The sequence below is a fragment of the Actinoplanes sp. NPDC049598 genome, assembly GCF_040675435.1.
Lineage (GTDB): Bacteria > Actinomycetota > Actinomycetes > Mycobacteriales > Micromonosporaceae > Actinoplanes.
Genome location: NZ_JBFAOX010000006.1, coordinates 238,142 through 263,647, shown reverse-complemented (window position 1 = coordinate 263,647; position 25,506 = coordinate 238,142). Strand labels below are relative to the sequence as shown.

Sequence of the window (25,506 nt, the reverse complement as noted above, 5' to 3'; positions counted from 1 at the left end):
GGCTACGCCAGCTTCAGGAGCAGCCCGGCGAGCTCGGCCGGCATCGTGATCATGCAGTCGTGCCCGGTCGGCAGCTCCCACGCCTGCCCCACCGGCTGCCTTCGCTCCGGGGCGCCCAGGGTGCAGTGGATATGCGTACGAGGGATCCCGGCCGTGGCCGGGTTGTCCAGCCGGGCCGGCTGCTGGAAACACAGCACCGACTCGTCCGACAGCAGGGTACGAAGCCAGGCCTGGTCCTCGGGGTCGGTGACGCCGAAGGAGCCGTCCATGGGTGGGATGCGCCAGGGGGTGCCGGTCGTGGCCGCCCGGTCGATCAGGAACTGGGTGACCGGCAGAACGTCGATCGCGTTCTCACCGTCCTCGGGGACCATGGCGTCCAGATAGACCAGCTCGGCGATCCGCTCCGGGACCCGGTTGGCGGCCGAGGAGACGACCAGCCCGGCGTAGCTGTGCCCGACCAGCACGACGTCGGTCAGATCCTCGTCCAGGATCAGCCGCACGATGTCGTCGACGTGGGTGTCGAGACCGACATTCTCGTCGAGCAGATGAGCCTTGTCGCCATGACCGGTCAAGGACGGGGCGAACACGCGGTGACCGGCGGCGGATAGCAGCGGGGTCACCCGATTCCAGGCCTCGCCATTGTGCCAGGCGCCGTGAACAAGCAGATAAGTTGCCATTCGTCGAGCATGAGCAAATGCCGTTCCGTCGGCAATAAGGCACTTTTGTGTGACCCGGTTCCCCGGAGGTAACCGCAAAAATCGCGTATGTTTCACCACGTGGAACGCATCGACCTGCCCGACGGCCGCACCATGGAGTACCTCATCGAGGGCCCGACCGGCGGCCTGCCGCTGGTCTTCCATCACGGCACCCCGTCCGGGGCGGTCCGCTACGAGCCGGTCGTCGCCTCCGCGGTCCGGCACGGGCTGCGGATCATCCTGCCGAGCCGCGCCGGGTATGCGGGCTCGTCACCCCACCCCGGCCGGCGCGTGGCCGACGTCGCGACCGACGTGGCGGCGCTGCTCGACGGGCTCGGCGCCCAGCACTTCGTCACCATCGGCTGGTCCGGCGGCGGACCGCACGCGCTGGCCTGCGCGGCCCGGCTCCCCGGGCGCTGCCTGGGGGCCGCCCTCATCGCCGGGGTCGCGCCCTACGAGGCGGCCGGGCTCGACTGGATGGCCGGGATGGGCGAGGAGAACGTCGCCGAGTTCGGTGCGGCCGCCCGCGGCGTACAGGACCTGGACGTGGTCCTGAACCAGATGGCCGAGGGCCTCTCCCGGGTCACCGGGGCCGACGTGGCCGAGGCCTTCGGCGACCTGCTGTCCAGCGTCGACCAGGCCGCCCTGACCGGCGAGTTCGCCGACTACCTGGCCGAGTCGTCGCGCTACTCGGTCTCGGCCGGCATCGCCGGCTGGCGCGAGGACGACCTGGCCTTCCTGGCCGACTGGGGCTTCCCGCTGACCGACATCAAGGTGCCGGTCGCCGTCTGGCAGGGCGACCAGGACCGGATGGTCCCGCCCGCCCACGGCCGCTGGCTGGCCACCCACGTGCCCGGGGCCGAGGCCCACCTACTGCCGGGGGAGGGGCACCTCTCCCTGCTGGCCGACATCGACACCGTGATCGAGAGCCTGCTGGCGCACAGCAATTCCTAAGGGATGCGCACGGCCACCCGGCCGCCGTAGAGATAGCGGCCGTCGTCGAGGAACGTGAGCGTCGAGTGCGAGCCGTCGACCGGCCGCTCGGTGATGAACGTGCTGCCGCTCAGCAGGACGTACTTGTCGGTGCTCTTCTCGTCGCCGAACTGCGCAGCCAGCCCCTCCGGAGTGGACGTCACCTCGAAACCATCGTCCGTGGCCACCACGTCGTAGGTGGCCAGCGGATAGTGGTAACGGCCGGCGAATCGCTCCGGCCCGCGCTGCTTCGGCCCGGTCGGTGTCGGCCGGGCGGGCACGGTGACGCCGATGACCTCCCGCACGATCCGCTCCAGCATCTCGTCGAAGAAGCCCGTGTACGGGCTGCCGTTGACCCCGATCGCGATGACGAGCTCGTGCTCAGGCACCACCCGCCACAGCGTGCCCTGGCCCATCGTGTCGCCGTTGTGGCCGAACGCCGCGGTGCCGTCCCAGTCGAAGAGAACGAGCCCGAGCCCCCGCTGCCGGGCACCCTGCTCCGCCACCCCCGGCAGCGTGATCTGAGGGGTGGTCATCGCCGTTCCCTCTTCGATCAGCATCTGTCCGAAGCGGACCAGCTCCCGCGGCGCGACGCACGGCATGGCCCCGGCCGGCCCGATCGACCGGGGCAACTGCCACTGCGACGTCAGCTTGCCCTTGAAGTGCCCGGCCGCGACCCGGAAGAGCACCGCCTCCTCCGCGAACAGCGCCACGTGCCGCATCCCCAGCGGCTCGACGATGCGCTCCCGCACCACCGCCTCCCACGTCTGGCTCCGCAGCTTGGCCACCAGCGCGCCGAGCGTGCTGAAGCCGGAGTTGCAGTACGAGTAGAGCGCCCCCGGCGGAGCGATCTGCCGGGCGTTGCTCTTGAGGTGCTCCAGGTATCGGCCGAGGGCGTCATCCCCGCGCCCGGTGTCCTCGAACAGGTCGCCGTCGAAGCCCCCGGTGTGCGTCAGCAGATGCCGCACCGTCACCGTCGCGCTGACCTCCGGATCGATCACCCCGAACTCCGGCAGGTAACGCCGCACGGGTTGATCGAGCTCGACCAGCCCGTCCTCCACCAGCTGCATCACCAGGAAGGCGGTCCAGACCTTGGCCACCGATCCGGCCTGGAACAGGCTGTCGGGGGTGGCCGTCACCCCGGTGTCCACATTGAGCACACCGGTGGCCGCCTCGGCCAGCTCACCCCGATGCCCGACCGCCACCGCCGTCCCGGGGATGCCGTGCCGCTTCGCGGCCTCCTCGACCCACTGGTCCAACTCCGCAAGTACCGACACCACGCCCCCGCTCGATGGCCGACGCTCATCACCGTAACGGCATTCACTCCTGCCGGTTGACCCACCACTGCTGGGTCTGGTTGCGCTTGCTCTCGTCTGTCTCGCATTCGGCCATGACAACGCGGTCCTCGGTCGAGAGCGTCAGACAGTATTTGCTGTCGAATCCGGTGTACTGGATCTGCCACGAGCTGCGACCGTCCGCCGAGGAATTGACTCCCAGAAAGCGCCACGGCAGGGACGAGTCACATGCGGCTATCCCGGCCGCCGAGGTGGATGTGGCGACCAGGCAGTAGGGCTCGTTGCTTGTGCTGTGGTCGAACCGCAGCTTGTATTCCGTGGGGGCCGTTCCAATCGACGTGAAGGCCTGGTTCCGGTACTCCCGGCAGCTGCTTGTCACGATCGGTGCGGCCGGATCCGGTGGGTCGCCGTTGCTCTTGGAACGGGACTCGACGCACATGTCGCCGCCGGCGCGGATGCTGCCGTGAAGGGGAACGATCGAGGGCTGCGCCGACCGGGGCGGGTCCGACTGCAACAGAGGAACGGTCACCGCGACCGCGCCGGCGATCAGCACACCGCCGGCGATCGCGACAAACGTGCGCCGACGATCCCGCGTAGCCGGCGCCGTGGGCGCGGGCACCTCCGGGCGGACCGTGGACGCCTGGTTGCGGACGATGGCGAGGCGGTCGGCGCCGTTGAAGGTGCCCTGGCACGGTGCCGGCACCCGTCTGTCCCCGAGCTCGGTGATGCGCCGCTGCACCTCGGAAAAGACCAGCGGCAGCGGGAGATGAGCGGGGCCGCCGGGCACGCCCTCACGCAAGGTCGTCAGCAGTGCTCCGGTGAAGGTCGTGAACTCGCCCGGCAAGGCCATCGCCTCGCGGGAGCCGGAGCACGCCGTCATGAGGTAACTACCCCGGGCGTCGAGCCGGTGTTTCATCACGTCGGCAATCGAACTGCCGGCCAGGGTGTGCAGGACCCGGCCGCTGTAGCAGGAGTCGAGGACGACCACTTTGAGGCGGGCGCGACTCCGTTCGAGCAGAGCCCGGATGTCATCGAAGTTGACCGCGCGGTGCGTGGCGTCGGGGTGGGCCGTAGGGAGGGCGAGGAACCACTTCCCGTCGCCTCCGGGGAGACCGTGCCCGGCCAAGTAGACGATGAGCGCCTCGGTCGCTCGCCGGCCCGCTTCGTAGAGCTCGTCCTTGACCGCGTCGCTGGTGGACGGGTCGATCATGACCCGGCACTGATCGGCGGGGATTCCCCAGAGCCGTTCGTCGGTGAGGACCGAGCGCAGCTCCCGGAGGTTGCTCCGGATCGCCGGCTGGGGCGTGAGGCGGGTGTAGCCGGCCACGCCGACCAGCACGGCCCACGAGCCGGCCGGGTCGGGCAGGTCCACGTCGTCGAGGACGGTCATGGCTCGTCGCCGGTGTTCGCCTCCAGGAAGGCGATCACGATCTGCGGGTCGTACGTCTCACCGCCCTTGATCGTCAAGGTCTTGCCGTTGGCCGCGGTGAACGTGGTCGCCGAGCGGCCTTTCTTGTTGCCCGCCACCGAGTAGACCAGCGTGGCGATCGCCACGGCGTGGGTGAGCGCGATGTCGATGACGTCGATCGCGCCGAGGGTGGTGGCGTCCTCGTCGACGGTCGCGGTCACCGTCGCATGTGGACGAAGCTCCGGGTCGCAGGCGAGGGCGTGGTGAAGGTCGGCCAGCTCGGCTTTGTCGGCGACCGCGACGCGGATCAGCATGCGGGGCTCCGGCGGGGGCGACGGGCACGGGTCACGAGGAACATAACGCGACATGCCGCGACCGGGATCCGGTCGCGGCATGTCTGAAAGGTGATTGCGTCAGACCTCGACCGGTGAGAGCTCCGGCAGGACCTCGGGCTCGTGCTTCTCCTCAGTGGTCGCGCGGCGGGCCGTGGGGACCAGCAGGGCGACCAGGAAGGCGGCGGCGCCGACGATGGCCAGGATCAGGAACGAGGTGGTGTAGCCGGACTCGGCGGGGAGGCCGGCCGGGCCGGGGTGGCTGGTGACGATGGAGCTGACGACCGCGGTGCCGATGGAGGCGCCGATGGTGCGGATGTTGGTGTTCATGCCACTGGCGGCGCCGGTCTGGTGGCGGGGGACGGCCTGGACGATCAGGTTGATCATCGAGGAGTAGACGAGGCCGAGGGCCACGCCGAAGACGGCGCCGGCGATCGAGAGGGACCAGCGGTCGCCGTGCTCGTAGGCGAAGGACAGCGAGGCCAGCGCGCCCAGGGCGGAGCCGATCAGGAGTTGGGCCTTGCTGCTGAGCCAGCGGGTCAGCGGGCCGCTGAGCGAGCCGAACACCGCCATCATGACCAGCATCGGCAGCATGATGAGCCCGGCCTCGGTGACCGACGCCCCGAACCCGTACCCCGAGGTCTTGGGCACTTGAACCAGCTGGGGGAGGAAGGCGAACACGCCGAACATGGCGGCCCCGAAGAGCAGCGCGACCAGGTTGGTGGTCCAGACCGCGGGCAGGCGCATCATCCGCATGTCGATCAGCGGGTTGGCCGAGCGGACCTCGGCGAACAGCCACGCCGCGAACAACACCAGAGCAAGAGCGAACAGTCCCAGCGTCTTACTGGAGGCCCAGCCCCACGCGGTGGCCTTGCTCAGCGGCAGCAGCAGCGCGACGAGCCAGCCCGGCAGCAGCAGCGCCGACAGCCAGTTGACCTTGCCGGGGGTACGGACCGGGGAGGCCGGCACGAAACGCCAGGCCGCGACGCCGACCACGGTCACCACGGCCATCGGGATCCAGAACAGCCAGCGCCAGTCGAGCGCGCCGACGATCGGGCCGGCCAGCACGATGCCGAGGCCGCTGCCGGTGGCGATGACGGCCGCGAGCACACCGACGGCCGAGGAGACGCGCTCGGCGGGGAACTCGTCGCGGATGATGCCGAACGAGACGGGGAAGACGGCCCCGCCGAGGCCCTGCAGGACGCGGGCCAGGATCAGGACGGTGACGTTGGGGGCGACCGCGGCGACGAGGCAGCCGACGGCGATCGCGGCCAGCGCGACCAGCAGCGTGCGGTCCTTGCCGAGCATGTCGGCGATCCGGCCCATGAGCGGGGTGGCCACCGACGCGGACAGCAACCAGGCGGTGAGCACCCAGGTGACTGTGCCGGTGGACGTGTGCAGGTCCTGCTGGATCGTCGGCAGAACCGGCGTCACCAGCGACTGCATGAGCGAGAAGGCCGCCGCGGCGGCGGCCAGCACCGCGAAGGTGGTTCGCGGTTTGCTCTGATAAAGTCGAGGCATGCCTCCAGATTAGTGGAGGGGTGCCTCCGGTTCGCAAGGGCCGAGGGTGTGAGGAGGGTCTCCATGACTGACGTGCCCGTCGCCGTCCGCCGTCCGCAGCGCGCGGACGCCCGGCGCAACTTCGACGCGCTGCTCGCCGCCGCCCGCGACGCCTTCGCCGAGAACGGCACCGACGCCTCGCTCGAGGACATCGCCCGCCGGGCCGGGGTCGGGATCGGGACGCTATACCGCAACTTCCCCACGCGACAGGACCTCTTCGAGGCCGTCTACGTCGAGGAGATCGACCAGCTGCGGCAGGTGGCCACGAAGGTCTCGGCGCTGCCGCCATGGCAGGCGCTGAGCGCCTGGCTGGAGCAATTCGTGCGGTACGCGGTGACGAAGCGCGCGGTCATCGAGGCGCTCAACCGCGAGTCGGACATGTTCCGCCAGTGCCGGATCACCATGTACGAGGCCGGCGAGCCGCTCTTCCAGCGCGCCCAGGAGGCCGGCGAGGTCCGCCCGGACGCCAGCTTCGACGACGTCCTACGGATGATCTCCGGCCTGACCGGCGGCGCGTTCGTCGACGACGCCCAGCGCGACCGGGTCTTCGGTTACGCCCTGAACGGCATCCGCCCCTAGAGGCGGACGGCTTCGCCGCTGCGGGCGCTGCGCCGGGCCGCGTCGAGGACGGTCATCGTCCGTACGGCGTCCTCGGGGTCGACCGGCACTTGACCTTCACCGCGCACCGCCGCCGCGAAGGCCGGGTAGTACGTGTCCCAGCGCCCGCGCTCGCTCGGCACGGCGGTGCCCTCGTCCCCGCGGAAGATCTTGCCCTGGGCCGTCTCGACACCCCACCGGTCGCCCAGCCCGGCCGGCGACTGCCCGCCCTTGAGCAGCTCCTCCTGGATGTCGATGCTGCCGTCGAACCCGGTGATGAACGCGCCGGTCGTGCCGACGACCCGGAACCGCGGGCCCGGGGCCGGCTGCCGCCAGCTGCCCCACAGATGCGACTCGACCCCGCCGACGTGGTGCAGAGCCATGAACATGTCGTCGTCGAGATCCCCGTTGCCGCGCATCTCGGCGTACACCCGGACGGCCGGACCATGCAGCAGCAGGGCCTGATCGACCAGATGCGACCCGAAGTCCATCAGGGTGCCGCCGCCGGCGGCTCCGACCTTGCGCTCCGGCTGCCAGCGCTCGAAGCGAGACTCGAACCGCCGGATCGACCCCAGCTGCCCGTCGTCGATGAGCCGGCGCAGCGTCAGCAGATCGGAATCCCACCGCCGGTTCTGATAGACGCTGAGCTGCACACCCTTCTCGGCGGCGGCCGCGACGACCTCCCGCGCGGCGTCCGCGTCGACGGCGAACGGCTTGTCGACGACCACGCTCAGCCCATGCGAGATCGCCTCCAGGGCAAGCTCCGCATGCGTGCCGACCGGCGTCGAGATGGTGACCCCCTCGGCCCCGGCCGCCGCGAGATCGGCGATCGAGTCGAACGCCACCGCCGCCGGATGCTGCTGAGCCAGCTCGGCCCGCCGCTCGGCGTTCGTGGTCACCACACCGAGAAACTCGATGTTCCCCGCGGACGCGATCAGCGGGGCGTGGAAGATCCGCCCACCCGAGCCGTAGCCGACAAGCCCGAACCGCACCGCGTCACTCATGCCAAAAGCCTGCCACAGCCGGGCGGCATGGCCACCGAGTGGGTCGCGGCGCCGGTCCGGGTCGGGCCGGCGCCGCGCTCGTCTTCGGCGGGGCGGGTGAGCGCCTAAACGGTGCGGCGGTAGACCACGGCCTGCCACGGGGCCAGGGTGAGGCCGTCCGGGGCCGGCAGGTTGGTCAGCACCAGCTCGGCGTCGGACCAGCCGTCGATGTCGGCGGTCACCTGTTCGCCGGAGAAGTTGCCGATGACCAGGAGTTCGGTCGTGTCGAGGCGGCGGGTGTAGGCGTACAGCTGCTCGTCGTTCGGCAGGAGCATGGTGAAGTCGCCGTCGACCACGGCCGGTTCGGTGTGGCGGAGCTCGATCAGCCGGCGGTAGTAGTGGTAGACCGAGTCCGGGTCTTCGTGCTGGGCGGCGGCGTTGATCTCCGGGTAGTTTGGGTTGACCGCGAGCCACGGGGTGCCGGTGGAGAAGCCGGCGTTGGCTGAGTCGTCCCACTGCACGGGCGTACGGGCGTTGTCGCGGCCCCGGGCCCGCAGGACGGTCAGCACCTCTTCGGGGGAGCGGCCCTGCTTGTCGACCGCGTCCGCGTACTGGCCGAGGGCCTCGATGTCGCGGAAGTCGGCGATGGTCCGGAACGGGTAGTTGGTCATGCCGAGTTCTTCGCCCTGGTAGATGTAGGGCGTTCCGCGGTGCAGGTGCAGCACCGTGCCGAGCATCTTGGCCGAGGCCACCCGGTGCGCGGGGCTGTCGTCGCCGTAGCGAGAGACCGCGCGGGGCTGGTCGTGGTTGTTCCAGTAAAGGCTGTTCCAGCCGAGGTCGGCCAGGCCCGCCTGCCAGCGGTTGAAGATGGCCTTGAGCTTGGTGAGCTGGAGCGGGACGAGCAGCCAGGGGTCGTCGCCGCGGTCGGCCCAGACGTGGTCGAACTGGAAGACCATGTCGACCTCGTGCCGGTCGGGGTCGGTGAAGAGTTTCGCCTCGTCGACGGTGACGCCGGGCATCTCGCCGACGGTCAGCATGGCGTCGCGGCCGGCGAAGACCTTGGCGTGCATCTCCTGGAGGAACTCGTGGAGGCGGGGGCCGTTGATGTAGCCCGCCGAGCCGTCGCCGTACAGCGAACCGGCCGTGAGGCGCCCGTCGGGGAGGGGCAGGACCTTGGAGATCATGTTGATGACGTCCATCCGGAAGCCGTCGACGCCCCGGTCGAGCCACCAGTTCATCATGTCGTAGACGGCCGTGCGGACCTCGTCGTTCTCCCAGTTGAGGTCGGGCTGCTTCTTCGAGAACAGGTGCAGGTAGTACTCGCCGGTCTTCTCGTCGTACTCCCAGGCCGGGCCGCCGAAGGCCGAGCCCCAGTTGGTCGGCTCGGCGCCGGGGGTGCCCGGCTCCATGCCGTCGCGGGCCGGCCGCCACCAGTACCAGTCACGCTTGTCGTTGGAGACGGAGGAGCGGGACTCGACGAACCACGGGTGCTCGTCGGAGCTGTGGTTCACCACCAGGTCCATGATCAGCTTCATGCCGCGGGCGTGGGCGCCGGCCAGCAGCTCGTCGAAGATCTCCAGGTTGCCGAAGATCGGTTCGATGTCCTGGTAGTCGCTGATGTCGTAGCCGTTGTCGTCCTGCGGGGACGGATAGATGGGTGACAGCCAGAGCACGTCGACACCGAGCCCGGCCAGGTGGTCCAGGTGCTCGATGATGCCGCGCAGGTCGCCCATGCCGTCGCCGTCGGCGTCGGCGAAGCTGCGCGGGTAGATCTGGTAAACGACCGCGCTCTTCCACCACAGATCCGTCATGGGTGTTGTCTAACACGAGAACGGCGGCGCCAACCGCTGGGCATACTAAGCACGTGTTAACTAGCAAAAAGTGGCTTTTGTCGTGAAGGTCGCCATGCTGGGGCCGATCGCCTGGCGTACGCCGCCTCGCCACTACGGGCCCTGGGAGCTGGTGACCAGCCTGATCACCGAGGGGCTGGTGGCCCGCGGGGTCGACGTCACGCTCTTCGCCACCCTCGACTCGATCACCAAGGCCACCCTCGACGGCGTGGCCCGGGCCGGGTACGAGGAGGACGACGAGATCGACGGCCGGGTCTGGGAGGCGCTGCACGTGGGGCACGCGCTGGCCCGCTCCGGCGAGTTCGACCTCGTGCACAACCACCTGGACTGGCTGCCGCTCGCCTTCTCCCAGCACTGCGCGGCCCCGATGCTGACCACGATCCACGGCTTCTCGGGGGCGAACATCCTGCCGGCCTACCGGCGGGCCCGGTCGCACTTCGTCTCGATCTCGGACAGCGACCGCTCGCCCGACCTCGATTATCTGGCGACGGTCCACCACGGCATCGACCTGGACGGGCTCCCGGTCCAGCCCCTGGCGGGAGACGACCTGATCCTCTTCGGGCGCATCCACCCGGACAAGGGCACCGATCTGGCCATCGAGATCGCCGAACGGGCCGGCCGCCGGCTGATCATGTGCGGGATCGTGCAGGACCGGGCGTTCTTCGAACAGCGGATCGAGCCGCGGATCGACGGGGACCGGGTGGTCTATCGGGGGTCGGTCGGCCCGGACGAGCGGGGCGCGATCCTCGGGTCGGGGCGGGCCCTTCTGCATCCGATCCGGTTCGCCGAGCCGTTCGGCCTGTCGGTCGTCGAGTCGATGGCCTGCGGTACGCCCGTCGTCGCGTACCGCAAAGGCTCCATGCCGGAAGTCGTCGACGAGGGCGTGACCGGCCGCCTGGTCTCGGAGGTCGCGGAGGCGGTGGCGGCGGTCGAGACGATCGACCGGATCGACCGCGTGGCGTGCGCCCGGCGGGCCCGGGAACGGTTCTCGGTGAACCGGATGGTTGACGACTACCTGGCCATTTACCGCAAAATCATCAGCTGAATAGGCCTTTCGGGTTAACGTCGGAATGTGATTTACGCCCTTAACGCGCGTATTTCCTGACCGTGCTGCGGGAAGGCAGCCACGGACCGAGAAAGGCCTGTCATGCCCGCGAAGTACGGATTTCTGAGCACCTACCCGCCCACCCAATGCGGTTTGGCGACCTTCAATGCCGCCCTGGCCTCGCATCTGAACACCGGCGGCGCCTCCGGCGTCGTCCGGTTGCTGGCCGGTGACAGCGTCAGCGGCGGCATCGAACTCGACCGCGCGGCGCCGCGGGTCGTGCACACGTGGCACACCGACAGCGCCGGCGGCTGGCAGGCCGCGGCCAACGCGCTCAACCGCTTCGACGTGGCGATCATCCAGCACGAGTACGGGATCTATCCCGGCGACGCCGGCGAGGAGGTGCTCCCGCTGCTGCGCGCCCTGCGGATCCCGTCCATCGTCGTGCTGCACACCGTGCTGAGCACCCCCGACCCGCTGCAGCGCCGCGTGCTGGAGCGGATCGGGGCCTTGGCCGACGGCCTGGTGACCATGACCGACACCGCCCGGCAGCGGCTCACCACCGGCTACGACGTGGACCCGCGCAAGATCTCGGTGATCCCGCACGGCGCCGGCAGCCGGGCCGGGACCCCGCGCGAGGACCACGACCGGCCACACCTGCTGACCTGGGGGCTGCTCGGGCCGGGCAAGGGCATCGAGTGGGCGATCCGGGCGCTGGCCCGGCTGGGCGACCTCGACCCGAAGCCGGTGTACACGGTGGCCGGGCGGACCCACCCCAAGGTGCTGGAGCAGTTCGGCGACGCCTACCGGGACTCGCTCAAGCGGCTCGCGGAGGATCTCGGGGTGACCGAGCAGGTGCGCTGGGCCGACGCCTACCTGGAGGAGGCCGAGCTGACCCGGCTGATCCGCTCGGCCGACGTGGTGGTGCTGCCCTACGACTCGACCGAGCAGGTCACCTCGGGCGTGCTGATCGAGGCGGTCGGGGCCGAGGTCCCGGTCGTGGCCACCGAGTTCCCGCACGCCGTGGAGCTGCTGGCCGACGGGCCGGGCCTGCTCGTGCCGCATCAGGACCCGGAGGCGATGGCGGTGGCGATCCGCCGCGCGCTGGCCGAGCCGGGCATGCCCGGGCGGCTCACCGGCCTGACCGGCGGGCCCACCCTGCGGTGGCCCGCGGTCGCGGCCCGCTACCAGGCCCTGGCCGGCCGGCTGCTTCCCGCGATGGCCGCTTCGGTCCCCGCCTGAAAACCGGAAAACAGGAGTACGCATGACGATCGGGCTCCGGCTGGTGCCGCCGCCGATTCAGCTCGCCGACGCGCCACCGCCCGACTGGAGTCACGTCGCCCGCCTCTCCGACGACACCGGCCTGCTCGAGCACGCCCGGCACGCGATCGCCCGCCGCGAGCACGGGTACTGCGTGGACGACGTCGCCCGCGGGCTCCTGGTGATCAGCCGGGAGCCGCGGCCGAGCCCGCAGCTCGTCGGCCTGGCCGAGCGCTACCTGACGTTCCTCACCCACGCGCAGGACCCGGGCGGCGCGTTCCGCAATCGCCTGTCGTACGACCGGCGGTGGATCGACGAGCCGTCGACCGGCGACTGGTGGGGCCGCGCCATGTGGGGCCTGGGCACGGCGGCCGCCCGCTCGGCCGTGCCGTGGATCCGCCGGGAGGCGATGACCGCCTTCCGGATCGGGGTCGGGCAGCGCTCCCCGTGGCCCCGGGCCATGGCGTACGCGGCGCTGGGCGCGGCCGAGGTGCTGCGGGGCGACCCGCGCGCCGCGGACGCGGCCGACCTGCTGGCCGACGCGGCCACGGTGATCGGCCTGCCCTCGGCCACCACGCCGGACTGGTTCTGGCCCGAGCCGGAGCTGACCTACGCCAACCCGGCCCTGGCCGAGGTGCTGATCGCGGCCGGCGACCTGCTCGGCGACGAGCCGCTGCTGCGGACCGGGCTCAAGATGCTGGCCTGGCTCTGCCGGGAGCAGGACCACGAGGGGCGCCTGTCCACGGTGCCGGTCGGCGGGTGGCGGCCGGGCGTGCCCAAGCACCGCTTCGACCAGCAGCCGATCGAGGCCGCGGCCACGGCCGACGCCTGCGCCACGGCGGCCGCGGTGACCGGGGACGAGCGCTGGGACGAGCAGCTGTTCCGGGCGGTGGCCTGGTTCCTCGGGGACAACGACTCCCAAACCGTCATGTACGACCCCCTAACCGGCGGATGTTATGACGGATTGACGGTAGAAGGTCCTAATGTGAACCAAGGAGCCGAATCAACCCTCGCGCTTATCTCAACGCTGCAGCACGCCCGCACGCTGGTGAGCCGAAGCGCGACCCGACCGTCAGGCGGCCTGGCATGACCGACTGCACCGAGTGGCACTCAGCCGGAGGTGCGGACGGCCTCGCAGACGAGGGCCAGAAGGGCATGCCGAAGGAGAGCACGGTATGACCGCAGTCATGAATGCCCAGTCCCTCATCACGCGCCACGACATCGTCATGGAGCCGGACGGCCGGCGTGTCGTGATCAAGCTGTTCGTGCCCGGCGAGGACGCCCAGGGCGTCAAGAACCGCACCCAGATGCTCATCGAGCGCATCCTGCAGCTCGACGAGACCGAGATCGCCCGCCTGCTCGACGACGTGCTGACCCGCTTCGCCGGCCGGCACCACGACCTGCTGGGCGTCTTCGGTCACCACTACGAGCTCGTGCAGCACCGCGTACCCAGCGAGATCGAGCTTTCCCCCACGGCCCGTACGCTGATCGGCGCCTACTTCAGCCACGAGTTCGCGGTCGAGGCGGCGGCGCTGTGCAACCCGTCGATGGTCGAGCACCCCGACCAGACCGGGCTCGAGCCGGGCCAGCTGCGGGTCGCGATCAGCCTGCGCCAGATCGGCGAGGGGCACATCTCCTCCATCGGCTTCTGCTCGGCCGTGCTCGGCCCGGGCGACACCATCCGGATGGAGGACCGCGACGGTCCCCTCATGATCGGCCAGCGGGTCGGCGCCCAGCACTGGCGCAACCAGCTCGAGGCCGCGCTCCTCGACGCCGGCATCGACCACGAGGCCGCCGCGTACGTGGTCTGCGCCCTGCCCGAGCGCTACACCGACCAGGATTTCGAGGACGTCATCGGGCACGTGCCGGGCGAGCTGCTGGCCCGGCCCACCTCGCAGGAGACGATCGACCGGATCCGGCACATCGTGGCCGACGAGTACGCGGTGCAGTTCCCGCCGGCCGTGCCGCTGCACCAGCGGGTGCTGTGGCCGGCCACCCCGGCCGAGAGCAACGGCATGGAGGACGCCCGCTTCGTGCGCGTGCTCGACCCGGACGGCCGGCACGTCTACCAGGGCACCTACACCGCGTACGACGGCCGGCACATCTCGGGCCGGGTGATCTTCTCGCGGGATCTGCGGCACTTCGAGGTGACCCGGCTGCACGGCCCGGCCGCCCGCAACAAGGGCATGGCGCTGTTCCCGCGCTACATCGGCGGCCGCAAGATGGCGCTGTGCCGCTCCGACGGCGAGACGCTGGGCCTGGCCGTCCGCGACGACCAGCACCGCTGGCAGCCGGCCGAGCCGCTGCTGGTGCCGCACCGCGGGTGGGATCTGATCCAGGTCGGCAACTGCGGCTCGCCGATCGAGACCAGCGAGGGCTGGCTGGTGCTGACCCACGGCGTCGGCCCGATGCGCCGCTACGCCATCGGCGCCATGCTGCTCGACCTGGAGAACCCGGCCCGGGTCATCGCCGACCTGCCCGAGGGCCTGATCGACCCGGACGAGATCGAGCGCGAGGGCTACGTGCCCAACGTCGTCTACTCCTGCGGCGGGCTCGTGCACGACGGCAACTTCTGGCTGCCGTACGGCGCCAGCGACGTCCGCATCGGCTTCGCCAGCGTCCCGGTCGAGCAGCTGCTCAGCCGCATGGTGCCGACCGGTTACTGATCGCGGGCATCGTGCACCAGCAGGGCGATCTGCACACGGTTGGTGACGGTCAACTTCGAGAAGATCCTTGAGACGTACGCCTTGACGGTGGCCGTGCTCATCAGGAGCTCGGTGGCGATCTCCTGGTTGGTGCGGCCCTCGGCGACCAGGCGGGCGACGTCGGTCTCGCCCGGGCTCAGCTGCTCCAGGGCGGCGCGGGCCCGGGCCCGCCGCGGGTCGGCCGGCGCCCCGGCGACCAGGCCGATCATCGTGCGCAGCACCTCGGGCGACATCATCGGCTCGCCCGCGGCCACCCGCCGTACGGCCTCGGCGATCTGCTGGGGTGGCGTGTGCTTGAGCAGGAAGCCGCCGGCCCCGGCCCGCAGCGCCCGCAGCACGTGGTCGTCGGTGTCGAACGTGGTCAGCACGATCACCTCGGGCGCGTCCCGCCGCCGGCGCAGCGACTCGGTCGCGGTCAGCCCGTCCATGCCCGGCATCCGGATGTCCATCAGCACGACGTCGGGCTTGTGGGTGTTGACCGCGGCGGCCACCTCGGTGCCGTCGACGGCCACCCCCACCACCTCGAGGTCGTCGAAGGCGGCCAGCATCATCGTCAGCCCGGCCCGCACGAGCGCGTCGTCGTCGACCAGCAGAACCCGGATCACGCCGTCCACGGCAGCCACGCCTTGAGCTGGAACTCGCCGGCCGGGGTGGGGCCGTGCTCCAGGCGGCCGCCGACCAGCTGGACCCGCTCGCGCAGGCCCGCGAGCCCGGCCCCGGCGCCCGGCAGCTGACCGCCGCCGGCGGCGAGGGCGTTGCCGACCTCGACGGTCAGGCCCGGCTCGGCCCGGTCGCGGTGGATCGCCACCTGAATGGGGGCGCCCGGCGCGTGCTTGCGGGCGTTGGTCAGCGCCTCCTGCACGATCCGGTACGCGTTGCGGCCGACCTGCTCGGGCACGCCGTCGGCGCCGTCGAAGGCCAGGCCCACCTCGGCCCCGGCCTCGCGGGACTGCTCGACCAGGGCCGGCACGTCACCCAGGGTCGGTTGCGGGCGGTCCTCGCCGGGAGTGCGGAGCATGCCGATCACCGTACGGAGGTCCTCGAGCGCGTCGTACGCCGACTGCCGGATGGTCCCGGCCGCCCGCTGCTCCTCGGGCGACGCGTCCCGGCGTACCTCCAGAGCCCCGGCATGGACCGCGAGAAGCGAGATGCGATGGGCCAGGACGTCGTGCATCTCGCGGGCGATGCGCTCGCGCTCGGCCAGGCGGGCCTGGTCGACCCGTAGCCGCTGCCCCTCCTCGGCCTGCCGGGCCCGCTCGGCCCACGACGCGACGAGCTGCCGGTGCGAGCGGATCAGCATGCCGACCGCCACCACGCTGACCTGCAGCAGCGCCAGGAAGGCGATGCCCTCCCAGAAGGCGTGGGCGAAGCCCATGACCAGGGCGTAGACCACCGTGGCGAGGGTGAGGTGCAGGGCGGCCACGGCGATCGCGACCCGGCCCGGGCGATGCACCGCGACCGCGAACAGGGCGACCGGCAGGGCGCCCATCGGCATCGCGAACACGATGCCGAACGGCATCAGCACCAGGGTCAGCGCGACCGGGTAACGGCGCCGGAAGAAGATCAGCCCGACCACCGCGAGCGCGCCGGTCGCCGCTTCCACTTCGATCGGGGCGCCGTCGCCCTCGCCGATCGAGTTGGCCATGAGGAACAGGCCGAGTGCGACCGCCACGGCGGCTGGGGCCAGATCCGAGAGCCAGCGGCGCATCACCCCACCGACGCTACCGGCGGCCGCCGCGGGGAGACAGTCGACTTTGGTCTAGGCCGCATCGCCTTCCGTCGGTATCGGCGGCGCCGCGGTCCGGGCAGAGTCGGTGGCGTGCTGCAGGGAAGAACGACCGTGCCCACCCCGTGGTGGATCCGGGTGATGGTGTGGATCGGCGCGCCGGCGCTCGGCTTCGGGGTGGCCGAGCTGATCATCCTGCTCGGCCGGGTGGAGTGGCTGCCCGGCCCGTTCGGGCTGATCGAGGAACTGCCCGACGTCGTGACCACGTACGTCACTCCGGCCCTGGGGGTGGTGTTGGGCCTGGTGCTGGCGGCGATGGTCGACGCCGAGTCGCTCAAGGTGGAGGTCTCCGTGGCCGAGGTGGTGCTCACCCGGCCCGGCCACCGGCAGGTCGTGCCGCGCGGCGACGTGGCGGTGGCCTTCCCCGACCGCGACAAGCTGGTGCTGCTCGGGCGCACCGGGCGCGAGCTGGCCCGCGAGCCGTGCCACCTGCCGAGGAAGCGGCTGCGGGCGGCCTTCGCGGACAACGGCGTGCCCTGGGCCGACGAGGATCCCTACCTCGGCGCGTACCGCCGCTGGGTGCCGGGCCTGCCCGGCCTGCCCGGCGCGGCCGACGCGATCCTGGCCGAACGGCAGAAGGCCCTGAAGTCGGGCGACGAGGACGAGCTGCGGGACCTGCGCGAGGAGCTGGGCCGGCTGGGCATCGTGGTCCGCGACGTCAAGAAGAAGCAGTACTGGCGCAACGCCTCCTAGACCGTGCCGGCGACGACCCAGATGGTCAGGACGGCGAGGAAGTCGCCCCGGGCCCCGGCCTGCTCCACCTGCGAGAACCACTTCTGCCGTACGCCCGGAGGGGTGAGCCAGGAATCCTCCGGCACCCCGGGATTGAGCATGGGCAGCACCACCGCGGCGCTCGCCGGATCGGGAAAGAGACACGTCACGGGGGTGGCCGCCACCTCGTGCAGGCCCTGGCCGACCAGGCGGCGGCGCAGCGTGCGGCCCATGTCGGCCCGGCGCGGGGTGAGCCGGCCGCGCATGTCGTCGACGACCGTGCGGGCCAGCGCCGGCGGCACGCCGTCGAAGGCCAGCGAGGTCCAGTCGGTGTCGATCAGGCAGATCCGGCCGCCGGGGCGGGTCACCCGGATCAGCTCGGCGATCGCCGCGTCGGCGTCGTCGACGTGCTGCAGCACCCGCTCGCACCAGACGCCGTCGACGCTGCCGGCCGGCAGGGCGATGCTGGTGATGTCGCCGGCCAGGTAGCGCACGTTGCTGCCGTCGTGGCGCTCGACGGCGGCGGCGATGGTCGCGGCCGACGAGTCGAGGGCCACCACCTCGCCCCCGGTGTCGTGGGCCAGCCGCCGGGAGACGTCACCGGCGCCGCACCCGGCGTCCAGGATCCGCCAGCCGGTCCCGGGGTGGAGCGCCTCCCGGGCCGTACGACGGACCCGCCGGATCTCCGGGTGGCGGCCCATCGCCTCGAGCGCGGTGAGCAGCATCGCGGTCAGCTCACGAGGCTGGCCGTCGAGGTCGGCCCACGGCGTGCGCTCGGGGGAGCGCTCCATCTGCTTCATGCGGCAAATGTTGACGCAAAAAATGTCTCAGCGAGAGCCGCCGTCACTCATCCGACAGGAAGGATCACGCAACGTGCTCATGTCGTAGCGCTGCCGGTCGAAGCTTCTACGGTGAGGATCCCCGGGGACAACCTGAAGCGCACGCGGCTCGCGGCCCTCGTGGTCGGCTCGGCCGGGTTGCTCTCCCAGGCCACCCAGATCGGCAACAGCGGGCACTCGGCCGGCTACCTCGGCCTGACGGCCGCCGCGATTCTCGCGCTCCTCGGCCTGCTGAACCTGACGTACGTTCGTGACCGCTCCAGCTGGTGGACGGTGCCGGTCGTCCCGGTGCTGATCGCCGTCGGCGGATCCGGGCTGCAGGACCCGATCGGCGGGCTGGCTTTGGCCCTGGCCTCGTCGGTCGTGTTCTCCCTTTACGGCTCCCGGACCCTGTGGGGCACCCGGCTCGCCCTCGCGGCGATCGCCTACCCGGCGTCGGTCGCGATCTCGCCGCAGTCGCTGGGCCGGGAATTGTCCTGGCACTCGGGCAACGTGCTCGCCCTGATCCCCCAGCTGCTGCTGATGGCCACCCTGACCCGCGGCATCTACCGCGCCCTGCGCCGCCAGGAACGGACCGCGGCCCGCGAGGCGCTGCTGGCCCGCGCCGGCTCGTCCATGCTGGGCGTCACCGACATCGACCGGATCCGCGAGATCGGCCGCAGCACGGCGGAAGAACTCGTGGCCCTGAACCCGGGCGTGGCCCTGCTGATCGTCCGGCGCGACCCCGGCGGCCTGCGGGTGGCCAACCTGGCCGGGGTACGCCCGTCCCTGCGCGGCCGGCGCCTCGCGAACCTCGACGAGCTCAAGACCCTGCTGCCCGAGTTGCACAGCTGGACCGTCAACACCATCGACGCCGAGCTCGACGTGGTGGTGGCCGGCCGCCGCACCGTGCCGGCCGAGGTCCAGGACGCCTTCCGCACCCTCTCCCACCAGGTCGTCCTGGCCGAGGGCGGCTGCCTGGCCCACGCCGAACTCGAACACAGCGCCCACCACGACCACCTCACCCAGCTCCCCAACCGGGCCAAGTTCCTCCGCGCGGTCGCCGCCGCCCCCGGCCCCGTCGCCCTGCTCAACGTCGACCTCGACGACTTCAAACAGGTCAACGACACCCACGGCCACGCCGCCGGCGACGAACTCCTCCAGGAGATCGCCCACCGCCTGACCACCATCGCCCACGGCCGCGGCGTAGCCGGCCGCTTCGGCGGCGACGAGTTCGCCCTGCTCCTGACCGACCCGGCCGCCGCCCCAGCAATCGCCGCCCAGCTCGGCGCCCTGCTCGCCACCCCGGTCACCCTCACCGCCGCCACCGTGACAGTCGGCGCCAGCATCGGCATCGCCCTCAGCGAACCCGGCATCACCGTCAAGGAACTGACCCGCCGCGCCGACATGGCCATGTACGCCGCCAAGACCATGGGCAAGAACCGCATCGAAACCTACTCACCCCAGACCCACCCGGTCGCCGCATAACTCCCGAAGGCCCCACCGGCTCCTCAACTACCGTCGAACCATGCGGACCATGACCGCCACCGAAGCATCCCGAAACTTCCCGGCCCTGCTCGACGCGGCCGAGCGGGGCGAAACCGTCACCATCACCGCGGCGGTCGCCCCGTAGCCGAGATCGCCCCCGCCCGTCGGCGCACCGGCGCCGATCTCGAGGCCGCCCTCACGGGAATCCCGTCCCCCGACGACCGTTTCGCTGACGACATCGCCGCCGCGGCCGCCCCGCCGGCAGCCGATCGGCATGACCCGCGGGCCGACGCCTGATCCTGGACACCGAGGCGACCGCGGCCCACCGTGCTCGCCTGATCGCTCACGTCCGCAACATCAAAACGCCACGTGGCGCCCACGATCTGATCATCGCGAGCCAAACGACGGAGCCAAACGACGGAGCCAAACGACGGAGCCAAACGACCGAGCCACACGGCCGAAGCCGCCGCCGGCCCACGGCCGCCGGCCCACGGCCGCCGGCCCACGGCCGCCGGCCCACGGCCGCCGGCCCACCCTCCCTGGGGGACCAGCCCGATGCCATTCTCCCGCGTTTGACCAAGATCGTGTTCAGGGGGGCCTGTGGACAACCAGGCATTGTGGAAAACGTCGATCGTTGTCGGTGCGCGTGCTACCGGGTTGGTGCGTTTGCGAAGCGGCGCAAGGGCGGTGGGCTGTTCCGTGCCGGTTCCGCGGGTGGGCTGGCCGGGGGCGCGGGCCGGTTGCGCGGGTGGGTTGGCTGGGGGCGCGGGTTGGTTGGCGGGGGAGCGCGGGCCGGTTGCGCGGGTGGGTTGGCCGGGGGCGCGGCCGGTTGCGCGGGTGGGTTGGCGGGGGAGCGCGGGCCGGTTGCGCGGGTGGGTTGGCGGGGGGAGCGCGGGCCGGTTGCGCGGGTGGGTTGGCGGGGGAGCGCGGGCCGGTTGCGCGGGTGGGTTGGCGGGGGAGCGCGGGCCGGTTGCGCGGGTGGGTTGGCCGGGAAGCCTGTGCCGGTTGCGCGGGGTAAGGGAAGCCGTGCCGGTTGCGGGGATCGGGTGATCGGGGAGTCCGTGCCGGTTGCGCGATCGTCGCGGTCGGCTCGGCTCTTCCCCGGGTGCTCGATCAGGGGCGGCGGCCGCTCAAGCGGGCCGGGTGAACACGTCGTAGGGCCGGCCGTCCGTGGACGCTGCGAAGTGGTCGACCGCTCGGAAACCGAGGAGCTGGACCACCTTCTGGGCACGGACGTTGAACGTGGCGATCGTCATCCGGAACGCGGGTGGCGCGAACTGCCGTACGCCGAATGTCAGGCCGGTGCTGATGGCCTCGCGGCCCAGGCCCTGCCCGGTGAGCTCGGGCCGTAGACCGCCGCCGGTGTCGAGGGCCGACGAGTCGTAGTCGCCGCCCGGCACCCGGCCGTCCGGGCCGAACGACCGGAAGCCGATCAGGCCCCGGTCGTCCACCAGGGCGTAGAAGCCGTCGGTGAGGTCGGCGCCGGTCATGTCGTAGCAGTCGTACGGCGCCGGGTATCGCCAGGTGGCGATGTCGGCCGCGTACTCCGCCGTCATGGGCACGATGCGCATCGCTCGGACGGTCTCAAGAGCCGGTGATGGTGTCCCAGGAGTAGCCGAGCAGGGCGAAGGCGGCGCCCAGCAGGGCCAGGCTGACGCCCCGGGAGCTGATGGGGAGGGCGGCCAGCACGAGCAGGATGACGGCAATCAGGTAGAAGACGCCCTGGATGGACATGAATGCTCCTCGATCGGTGGGATGGCGGCGCGGAGATACCCCACCGGTGTCGAGGGCTAAACCAAGGTCAAAGTCAGGGCGACGGTACGGATCGTCGTGGTGGTCGCCACCATGCGGGTGGCCGGGCCGGGTGGCTCGCCGGTGCCGTAGTTCCGCAGGTAGCGGGGGTGAGCGCCGCCGGCGGCGACCACCCGCAGGCGGTGCCCGGGCCGGAAGGCGTGCCCGGCCGGCCCCAGGTCGACGAAGGTGAAGCCGCGGGGGGTGATGCGGGCCAGGCCGTCGCAGACGTTGATCGAGCGGCCGGCCGGGTCGACGTCGCACAGCCGGACGAACAGGTCGCCGCTCGCCGCGGTGGTGGTGGCGTCCACCTCGGCGTGGACCGGGCCCAGCACGGTGAGTTCCTCGGTCAGCGGCTCGCCGGTGAAGAGCACGACGTCGTGCCGTTTCTCCAGCGGCGCGTCGTCGATCTGGCCCTGTGGCCTCGATTGGAGCGGGCCGCCGATCGAGGGCGTCGGGTCGGCCGGGTCGTAGCGGAAGGTCTTCGGGCCGGGCAGCTCCACGGTCACGCCGTGGGCGCCCGGCGGCGGCCAGTCGGGCAGGTCGCGCCATTCGTCGCGGCCGCCCACGTGGACCCGTACGGCATAGGCCGGAGGCTCGCCGCGAAGCCGGCGAAGCACCTGGGGGAAGACCTCGGACCAGCCCTTCTCGAGGGCCGAGGTGTGGGTCCAGGGGCCTATCAGCAGGTCGACGTCGCGGCCGGCCGCGCGCAGCCGGGTGTACTGCTCGACGACCTGGTCGGCCGAGAGGTCCCACCAGCCCGTGCACAGGCTGACCGGCACCTCGATGGCGCCCGCGACCTCGGTCAGGTCGATCTCGCGCCAGAACTCGGGCTCGGGGTGGGCGAGCCACTCCTCGAACGCCGGCCGCCGTCCCCCGAAGACCCGCGGATAGGCGTCGAGGAGTGGCAGTCCCCGGGTGGCCCGGCGGAGCCCGAACTGCAGGCGCAGCGCGCCCCGCAGCAGCGCGGCGCCGCCGAGGGCCGACGACTGGAACAGGGCCAGGCCACCGACCAGGGCCCGCTCCAGGCCGAAGGCGCCGCCCTTCCAGAAGAAGCTGTACGGATCGTTGTGGCCGACCTGCTGGACGGCGGCGCGCCACTCGGGTGGCGGGTCGATGGCCAGCGCCGACTGCGTGAACGCCATATAGCTGGCGCCGAGCGTGTAGAGGTCGCCGGTGAACCAGCTCTGCTTGCGGAGCCACTCGACGGTGGCGTTGCCGTCGGGGCCCTCGTTGTGCCAGCCGTGGAACTCGCCGCCCGAGCCACCGGCGCCGCGGCTGCTCTGCAGCAGCACGTGGAAGCCCTGCTCGGCGACGAGGACACCGTAGAAGTAGTCCCACGGGAAGCCACTGCGCACATACGGCGCGCGGACCATGACGGTCGGGCAGGGCTCGTCGGTGACCGGCGCGTAGTGGTCGGTGAGCAGCGGGCTGTCGTCGGCGCCGGGGACAGCCACGGCGACTTCCCGCCGTACGTCGAAGCGCGCCGGCGGCCCGTTACGGGTGCGCCGTCGCAGCAGGCGGAGGAACAGTGGCAGTCTTTCCATGGCTCGCCCCCATTTTCCGTACGTCGTACCAGAAATAATAGGAGGCTTCGATGGCTCGCGGAAGACCCCCGGCCCACACGCGGGACGAGGTCGTGGCGGCGGCGATCCGGATCGCGGACGCGGAAGGGCTCGACGCGGTGACCATGCGACGGGTCGCGACCGAGATCGGGGCCGGGGCGATGTCGCTCTACACGTACGTCCCGACCAGGGATTCCCTGATCGATCTCATGGTCGACCGGGTGGGCGGGACGGTCGCCTGGGGCGAGCTCACGGGACAGTGGCGGGCCGACCTGCTGGCCATCGCGAGGGGCCAGCGGGCGCTGATGTTGGCACATCCATGGCTGCCGTCGGCCCTGCCGAACCGCGCTCTGACCGGGCGCAACACGCTCGCCTACCTGGAGCGGGGCTTGGCCGCGCTGGCGCCCACCGGCCTCGACGGCCCGACCCGGATGGAACTGATCGCCCTGGTCACGGGCTTCGTGGCGTCGTTCGTGACGGCCGAGCTGGCCGGCCGGACGCCCTCGGAGGAGCAGATCGCGCAGCTCGGCCAGGCGGTCGCCAGTGGTGACTTCCCCCAGCTGGCGACGGTGCTGGCGGCGCCGGCCGGCTCGCCCGAGCCCGACTTCGAGCGCATCGCGGGCTGGATGATCACGGGCCTGGTCACCCAGGCCCGTGATCACTCGGTCAGCTCGTGACGCGGCCTCCGCCGGTGGTCACTTCAGGTACACCAGGCCGTCGACCGCCACGCCCGGGCGTCCCTCGGTGCCTTCGACCTCGACCCGTACGGTGTGCTCGCCGCTCTCGGCCCACCAGCGCGACCAGACGGTCTGCCGGTTGAGCGGCCCGGTCGCCTTGAGGTCGACCGTGCCCTGGGCCTGGCCGTCCACGAAGATCCGGACCTTGCCCGCCTTCGGGCCCCGGCTGAACGCGACCGCGGCCGAGCTGCCACTGAAGGTCCAGCTCGCGCTGCTGCCGGCCGTCGCCGCGCCGAGCGCGGTTCCGCCCAGATAGGCCGGGTTGCTGAGGAGACGCCACGTCCCGGTCCGTTGTGACGCGGCCTCCGAGAGGACCACGGGGGTACGCGTCACCGAGGCGTTCACGACATTCCGCGCCCGGTCGCCCGCGACGATCGCGTACGTGGCCGGCTGCCCGGGCTTGATCGCGAAGTCCCGGCTCGTCGTGGTGGTCAGCAGGTTCATGACGGCCGGCCGGGTCAACCCGACGTAGATCAGGCCACCCGGGTCGGTGGCCTTCCAGTCGAGCCGGACCGGCACGGTGGCGCCGACCGTGCCCGGGCGCAGCACCAGATCCGGCTCCTTGTCGAAGACCGGCGCCAGCGCGTCGGCCATCACCGTGGTGGCGATCCCGGCGACCCGGCCCGACAGGTGCAGGGCCCGGATCGAGACCGTGTGCTTACCCGGCGCGACAGTCACCGAGGTCGTCCGGTGCGTGCCCGGCACGGCCGCGGCCAGCACCCCGTCGACGTAGACCTCGAACCGGTTGATGAGCGCGCTCGCCGTCCGGGTGTCCCATCTCGGGGTGATGGTGCCCTTGGTGAACCACATGCCCGCGTACGGCCAAGTGCCCCCCATGCTGAGCAGCCGGAACCCGGCCGGGGCGCCCCCCGCGACGGCCCGGATCGCCGGCAACTGGCGATAGAGCCCGTCACCCGGGCAGTCCGTACGCCCGGCGTCCCGATGCCCGGAGATCCGCCACATCTCCACCTTGGCCCCCTTCGGGTAGCGGTTGCTGCCCCCCGAGGTGAGCACGACCCGCCCGGCCGGCGGATTGCCGGCCGCGCCAAGCTTGTACGAGGCCACAGTCCCGATCGCCCGCCGCACAGCGGCCGAGACACCCGCCCCGCCGTACGTCCCGATCGCCGCGATAGCGCTCGCGTCGGTGTTGAAGCCCATGGTGTGCGCACCCAGCACCGGCATCTGAACGCCCCCGCCACGCCCCTCGTAGAGCGTCCCGCACTTGTCGACCAGGAAGTTGTAGCCGATGTCGTCCCACCCCCGGCTGCGCACGTGATACGCCTGGATCCCGCGAATGATGGACGCCGACTGCGAGCAGCTGTAGCTGTTCCCGGTAGCCGTGTGGTGCACAAAGAATTCCTGGATGGCCCCGGTGTACTCAGGCGCGCCCCGCACAATCGCCTCGTTGGCCCCCCACTGAGCCCGCGTCACCATCCGCGGCACCGGCCGCACCGGCAGTGTCACCGCAGCCCGCCCGGCGAGAACGCGGCCGCTCTCAACCCACCGCGCTTGCGCGCCTCGCGCATCCGCGCCGCTCGCGCCCGCGCTCTGCGCGGCAGCCCCCGGACCCGATTTATCGGACTTGTTCGGCGTGGGCCGTTGAGTGTCCGGGTTGATCAGGTCCACTCGGAGGTCGGCCGGGAGGTGGTCGCCGAGCGCTCGGGCCTCCAGGCCGTTCGAGGGGCCCACCCAGAGCGGGTCGGTGGCGCCGCGGTGGTCGGCCGGGGAGCCGCCGTCGGACTCCAAGGTCTGCCAAGGTGACCAGCGGCCGGTGGCGGTGGCGCGGGTCCGCACGCGGATCGCGCCGTCGAGGCGGGCCGACGGGTCGGCCCAGGTGACACCGATCATGCTGAACGGTGAGGTCCGCGGGCGCTCGACGCTCGGCCCACCCAGCTGGACCGTCTGAAA

Annotated in this window: 23 protein-coding genes; 9 read left to right on the top strand and 14 right to left on the bottom strand. The window is 71.5% G+C overall.

Annotated features, from left to right (window positions below; all coding sequences use genetic code 11):
• Positions 1-2: 2 nt before the first annotated feature.
• Complete coding sequence (locus AB0J66_RS16740) at positions 3-677, bottom strand: alpha/beta fold hydrolase (protein ID WP_364660767.1); 675 nt, start codon at positions 675-677, stop codon at positions 3-5.
• 99 nt (positions 678-776) lie between these two features.
• On the opposite strand from AB0J66_RS16740, the gene AB0J66_RS16735 reads away from it, so the two are divergent.
• The gene (locus AB0J66_RS16735; protein ID WP_364660765.1) at positions 777-1,649 is read left to right on the top strand and encodes an alpha/beta hydrolase; all 873 of its coding nucleotides are present in this window, start codon (positions 777-779) and stop codon (positions 1,647-1,649) included.
• Here the strand turns inward: AB0J66_RS16735 and AB0J66_RS16730 are convergent.
• The 4 genes from AB0J66_RS16730 to AB0J66_RS16715 all read right to left on the bottom strand — a co-directional run bounded on the left by AB0J66_RS16730 (position 1,646) and on the right by AB0J66_RS16715 (position 6,223).
• Complete coding sequence (locus AB0J66_RS16730; RefSeq protein WP_364660763.1) at positions 1,646-2,947, bottom strand: serine hydrolase domain-containing protein; 1,302 nt, start codon at positions 2,945-2,947, stop codon at positions 1,646-1,648. The two genes, AB0J66_RS16735 and AB0J66_RS16730, sit on opposite strands and share 4 nt — an antisense overlap.
• A 40-nt stretch (positions 2,948-2,987) precedes the next feature.
• Complete coding sequence (locus AB0J66_RS16725; RefSeq protein ID WP_364660760.1) at positions 2,988-4,352, bottom strand: hypothetical protein; 1,365 nt, start codon at positions 4,350-4,352, stop codon at positions 2,988-2,990.
• Positions 4,349-4,684, bottom strand: a complete 336-nt coding sequence (locus AB0J66_RS16720) for a hypothetical protein (RefSeq protein ID WP_364660759.1) — start codon at positions 4,682-4,684, stop codon at positions 4,349-4,351. The genes AB0J66_RS16725 and AB0J66_RS16720 overlap by 4 nt, the downstream gene beginning before the upstream one ends.
• Before the next feature lie 99 nt (positions 4,685-4,783).
• Positions 4,784-6,223 carry an MFS transporter gene (locus tag AB0J66_RS16715; protein ID WP_364660757.1) on the bottom strand — a complete coding sequence of 480 codons (1,440 nt, stop codon included), beginning with the start codon at positions 6,221-6,223 and terminating at the stop codon, positions 4,784-4,786.
• Between the two features lie 63 nt (positions 6,224-6,286).
• Here AB0J66_RS16715 and AB0J66_RS16710 point away from each other — a divergent pair, with 63 nt between their 5' ends.
• Complete coding sequence (locus tag AB0J66_RS16710) at positions 6,287-6,841, top strand: TetR/AcrR family transcriptional regulator (RefSeq protein ID WP_364660754.1); 555 nt, start codon at positions 6,287-6,289, stop codon at positions 6,839-6,841.
• On the opposite strand, the gene AB0J66_RS16705 is transcribed toward AB0J66_RS16710, so the two are convergent.
• Positions 6,838-7,863, bottom strand: coding sequence for a Gfo/Idh/MocA family oxidoreductase (locus AB0J66_RS16705; protein ID WP_364660752.1), 1,026 nt, complete (start codon positions 7,861-7,863; stop codon positions 6,838-6,840). The genes AB0J66_RS16710 and AB0J66_RS16705 overlap by 4 nt on opposite strands.
• Before the next feature lie 104 nt (positions 7,864-7,967).
• The gene (locus tag AB0J66_RS16700; RefSeq protein ID WP_364660749.1) at positions 7,968-9,653 is read right to left on the bottom strand and encodes an alpha-glucosidase; all 1,686 of its coding nucleotides are present in this window, start codon (positions 9,651-9,653) and stop codon (positions 7,968-7,970) included.
• Between the two features lie 82 nt (positions 9,654-9,735).
• Here AB0J66_RS16700 and AB0J66_RS16695 point away from each other — a divergent pair, with 82 nt between their 5' ends.
• The 4 genes from AB0J66_RS16695 (at position 9,736) to AB0J66_RS16680 (ending at position 14,663) form a co-directional block, all read left to right on the top strand.
• Complete coding sequence (locus AB0J66_RS16695) at positions 9,736-10,737, top strand: glycosyltransferase family 4 protein (RefSeq protein ID WP_364661201.1); 1,002 nt, start codon at positions 9,736-9,738, stop codon at positions 10,735-10,737.
• 102 nt (positions 10,738-10,839) lie between these two features.
• On the top strand, positions 10,840-11,979 hold the full coding sequence (locus tag AB0J66_RS16690) for a glycosyltransferase (protein WP_364660747.1): 1,140 nt from the start codon (positions 10,840-10,842) through the stop codon (positions 11,977-11,979).
• Positions 11,980-12,001: 22 nt separating this feature from the next.
• Complete coding sequence (locus AB0J66_RS16685; RefSeq protein WP_364660744.1) at positions 12,002-13,087, top strand: glycosyltransferase; 1,086 nt, start codon at positions 12,002-12,004, stop codon at positions 13,085-13,087.
• An 85-nt stretch (positions 13,088-13,172) separates the two neighbouring features.
• A complete protein-coding gene (locus AB0J66_RS16680; protein ID WP_364660742.1) occupies positions 13,173-14,663 on the top strand; it encodes a glycoside hydrolase family 130 protein in 1,491 nt (496 codons plus the stop codon).
• On the opposite strand, the gene AB0J66_RS16675 is transcribed toward AB0J66_RS16680, so the two are convergent.
• Both AB0J66_RS16675 and AB0J66_RS16670 read right to left on the bottom strand, forming a co-directional pair.
• The gene (locus AB0J66_RS16675; protein WP_364660739.1) at positions 14,657-15,325 is read right to left on the bottom strand and encodes a response regulator transcription factor; all 669 of its coding nucleotides are present in this window, start codon (positions 15,323-15,325) and stop codon (positions 14,657-14,659) included. The genes AB0J66_RS16680 and AB0J66_RS16675 overlap by 7 nt on opposite strands.
• Positions 15,304-16,410, bottom strand: coding sequence for a histidine kinase (locus tag AB0J66_RS16670; RefSeq protein WP_364661198.1), 1,107 nt, complete (start codon positions 16,408-16,410; stop codon positions 15,304-15,306). Before AB0J66_RS16670 ends, AB0J66_RS16675 begins: the two co-directional genes overlap by 22 nt.
• Positions 16,411-16,521: 111 nt before the next feature.
• Here AB0J66_RS16670 and AB0J66_RS16665 point away from each other — a divergent pair, with 111 nt between their 5' ends.
• Positions 16,522-17,181 carry a hypothetical protein gene (locus AB0J66_RS16665; protein WP_364660736.1) on the top strand — a complete coding sequence of 220 codons (660 nt, stop codon included), beginning with the start codon at positions 16,522-16,524 and terminating at the stop codon, positions 17,179-17,181.
• Here the strand turns inward: AB0J66_RS16665 and AB0J66_RS16660 are convergent.
• Complete coding sequence (locus AB0J66_RS16660; protein WP_364660733.1) at positions 17,178-17,999, bottom strand: methyltransferase domain-containing protein; 822 nt, start codon at positions 17,997-17,999, stop codon at positions 17,178-17,180. The genes AB0J66_RS16665 and AB0J66_RS16660 overlap by 4 nt on opposite strands.
• A gap of 111 nt (positions 18,000-18,110) precedes the next feature.
• Here AB0J66_RS16660 and AB0J66_RS16655 point away from each other — a divergent pair, with 111 nt between their 5' ends.
• Positions 18,111-19,505, top strand: a complete 1,395-nt coding sequence (locus AB0J66_RS16655; RefSeq protein ID WP_364660731.1) for a GGDEF domain-containing protein — start codon at positions 18,111-18,113, stop codon at positions 19,503-19,505.
• Positions 19,506-20,635: 1,130 nt separating this feature from the next.
• Here AB0J66_RS16655 and AB0J66_RS16650 read toward each other — a convergent pair.
• The 3 genes from AB0J66_RS16650 to AB0J66_RS16640 are packed head-to-tail and all read right to left on the bottom strand — an operon-like array spanning position 20,636 to position 22,843.
• Positions 20,636-21,076 carry a GNAT family protein gene (locus AB0J66_RS16650; protein WP_364660729.1) on the bottom strand — a complete coding sequence of 147 codons (441 nt, stop codon included), beginning with the start codon at positions 21,074-21,076 and terminating at the stop codon, positions 20,636-20,638.
• 13 nt (positions 21,077-21,089) lie between these two features.
• Positions 21,090-21,239 (bottom strand): hypothetical protein, encoded by a 150-nt coding sequence (locus tag AB0J66_RS16645; RefSeq protein ID WP_364660726.1) that lies wholly within the window; start codon positions 21,237-21,239, stop codon positions 21,090-21,092.
• A 56-nt stretch (positions 21,240-21,295) separates the two neighbouring features.
• Entirely contained in the window at positions 21,296-22,843 is a 1,548-nt protein-coding gene (locus AB0J66_RS16640) for a CocE/NonD family hydrolase (RefSeq protein ID WP_364660723.1), read from the bottom strand.
• A 50-nt stretch (positions 22,844-22,893) separates the two neighbouring features.
• Between AB0J66_RS16640 and AB0J66_RS16635 the strand changes: the two genes are divergently transcribed.
• Complete coding sequence (locus tag AB0J66_RS16635; RefSeq protein ID WP_364660721.1) at positions 22,894-23,538, top strand: TetR/AcrR family transcriptional regulator; 645 nt, start codon at positions 22,894-22,896, stop codon at positions 23,536-23,538.
• Between the two features lie 18 nt (positions 23,539-23,556).
• Here AB0J66_RS16635 and AB0J66_RS16630 read toward each other — a convergent pair whose 3' ends face one another.
• Complete coding sequence (locus AB0J66_RS16630; RefSeq protein ID WP_364660718.1) at positions 23,557-25,446, bottom strand: N-acetylmuramoyl-L-alanine amidase; 1,890 nt, start codon at positions 25,444-25,446, stop codon at positions 23,557-23,559.
• Positions 25,447-25,506: the final 60 nt, after the last annotated feature.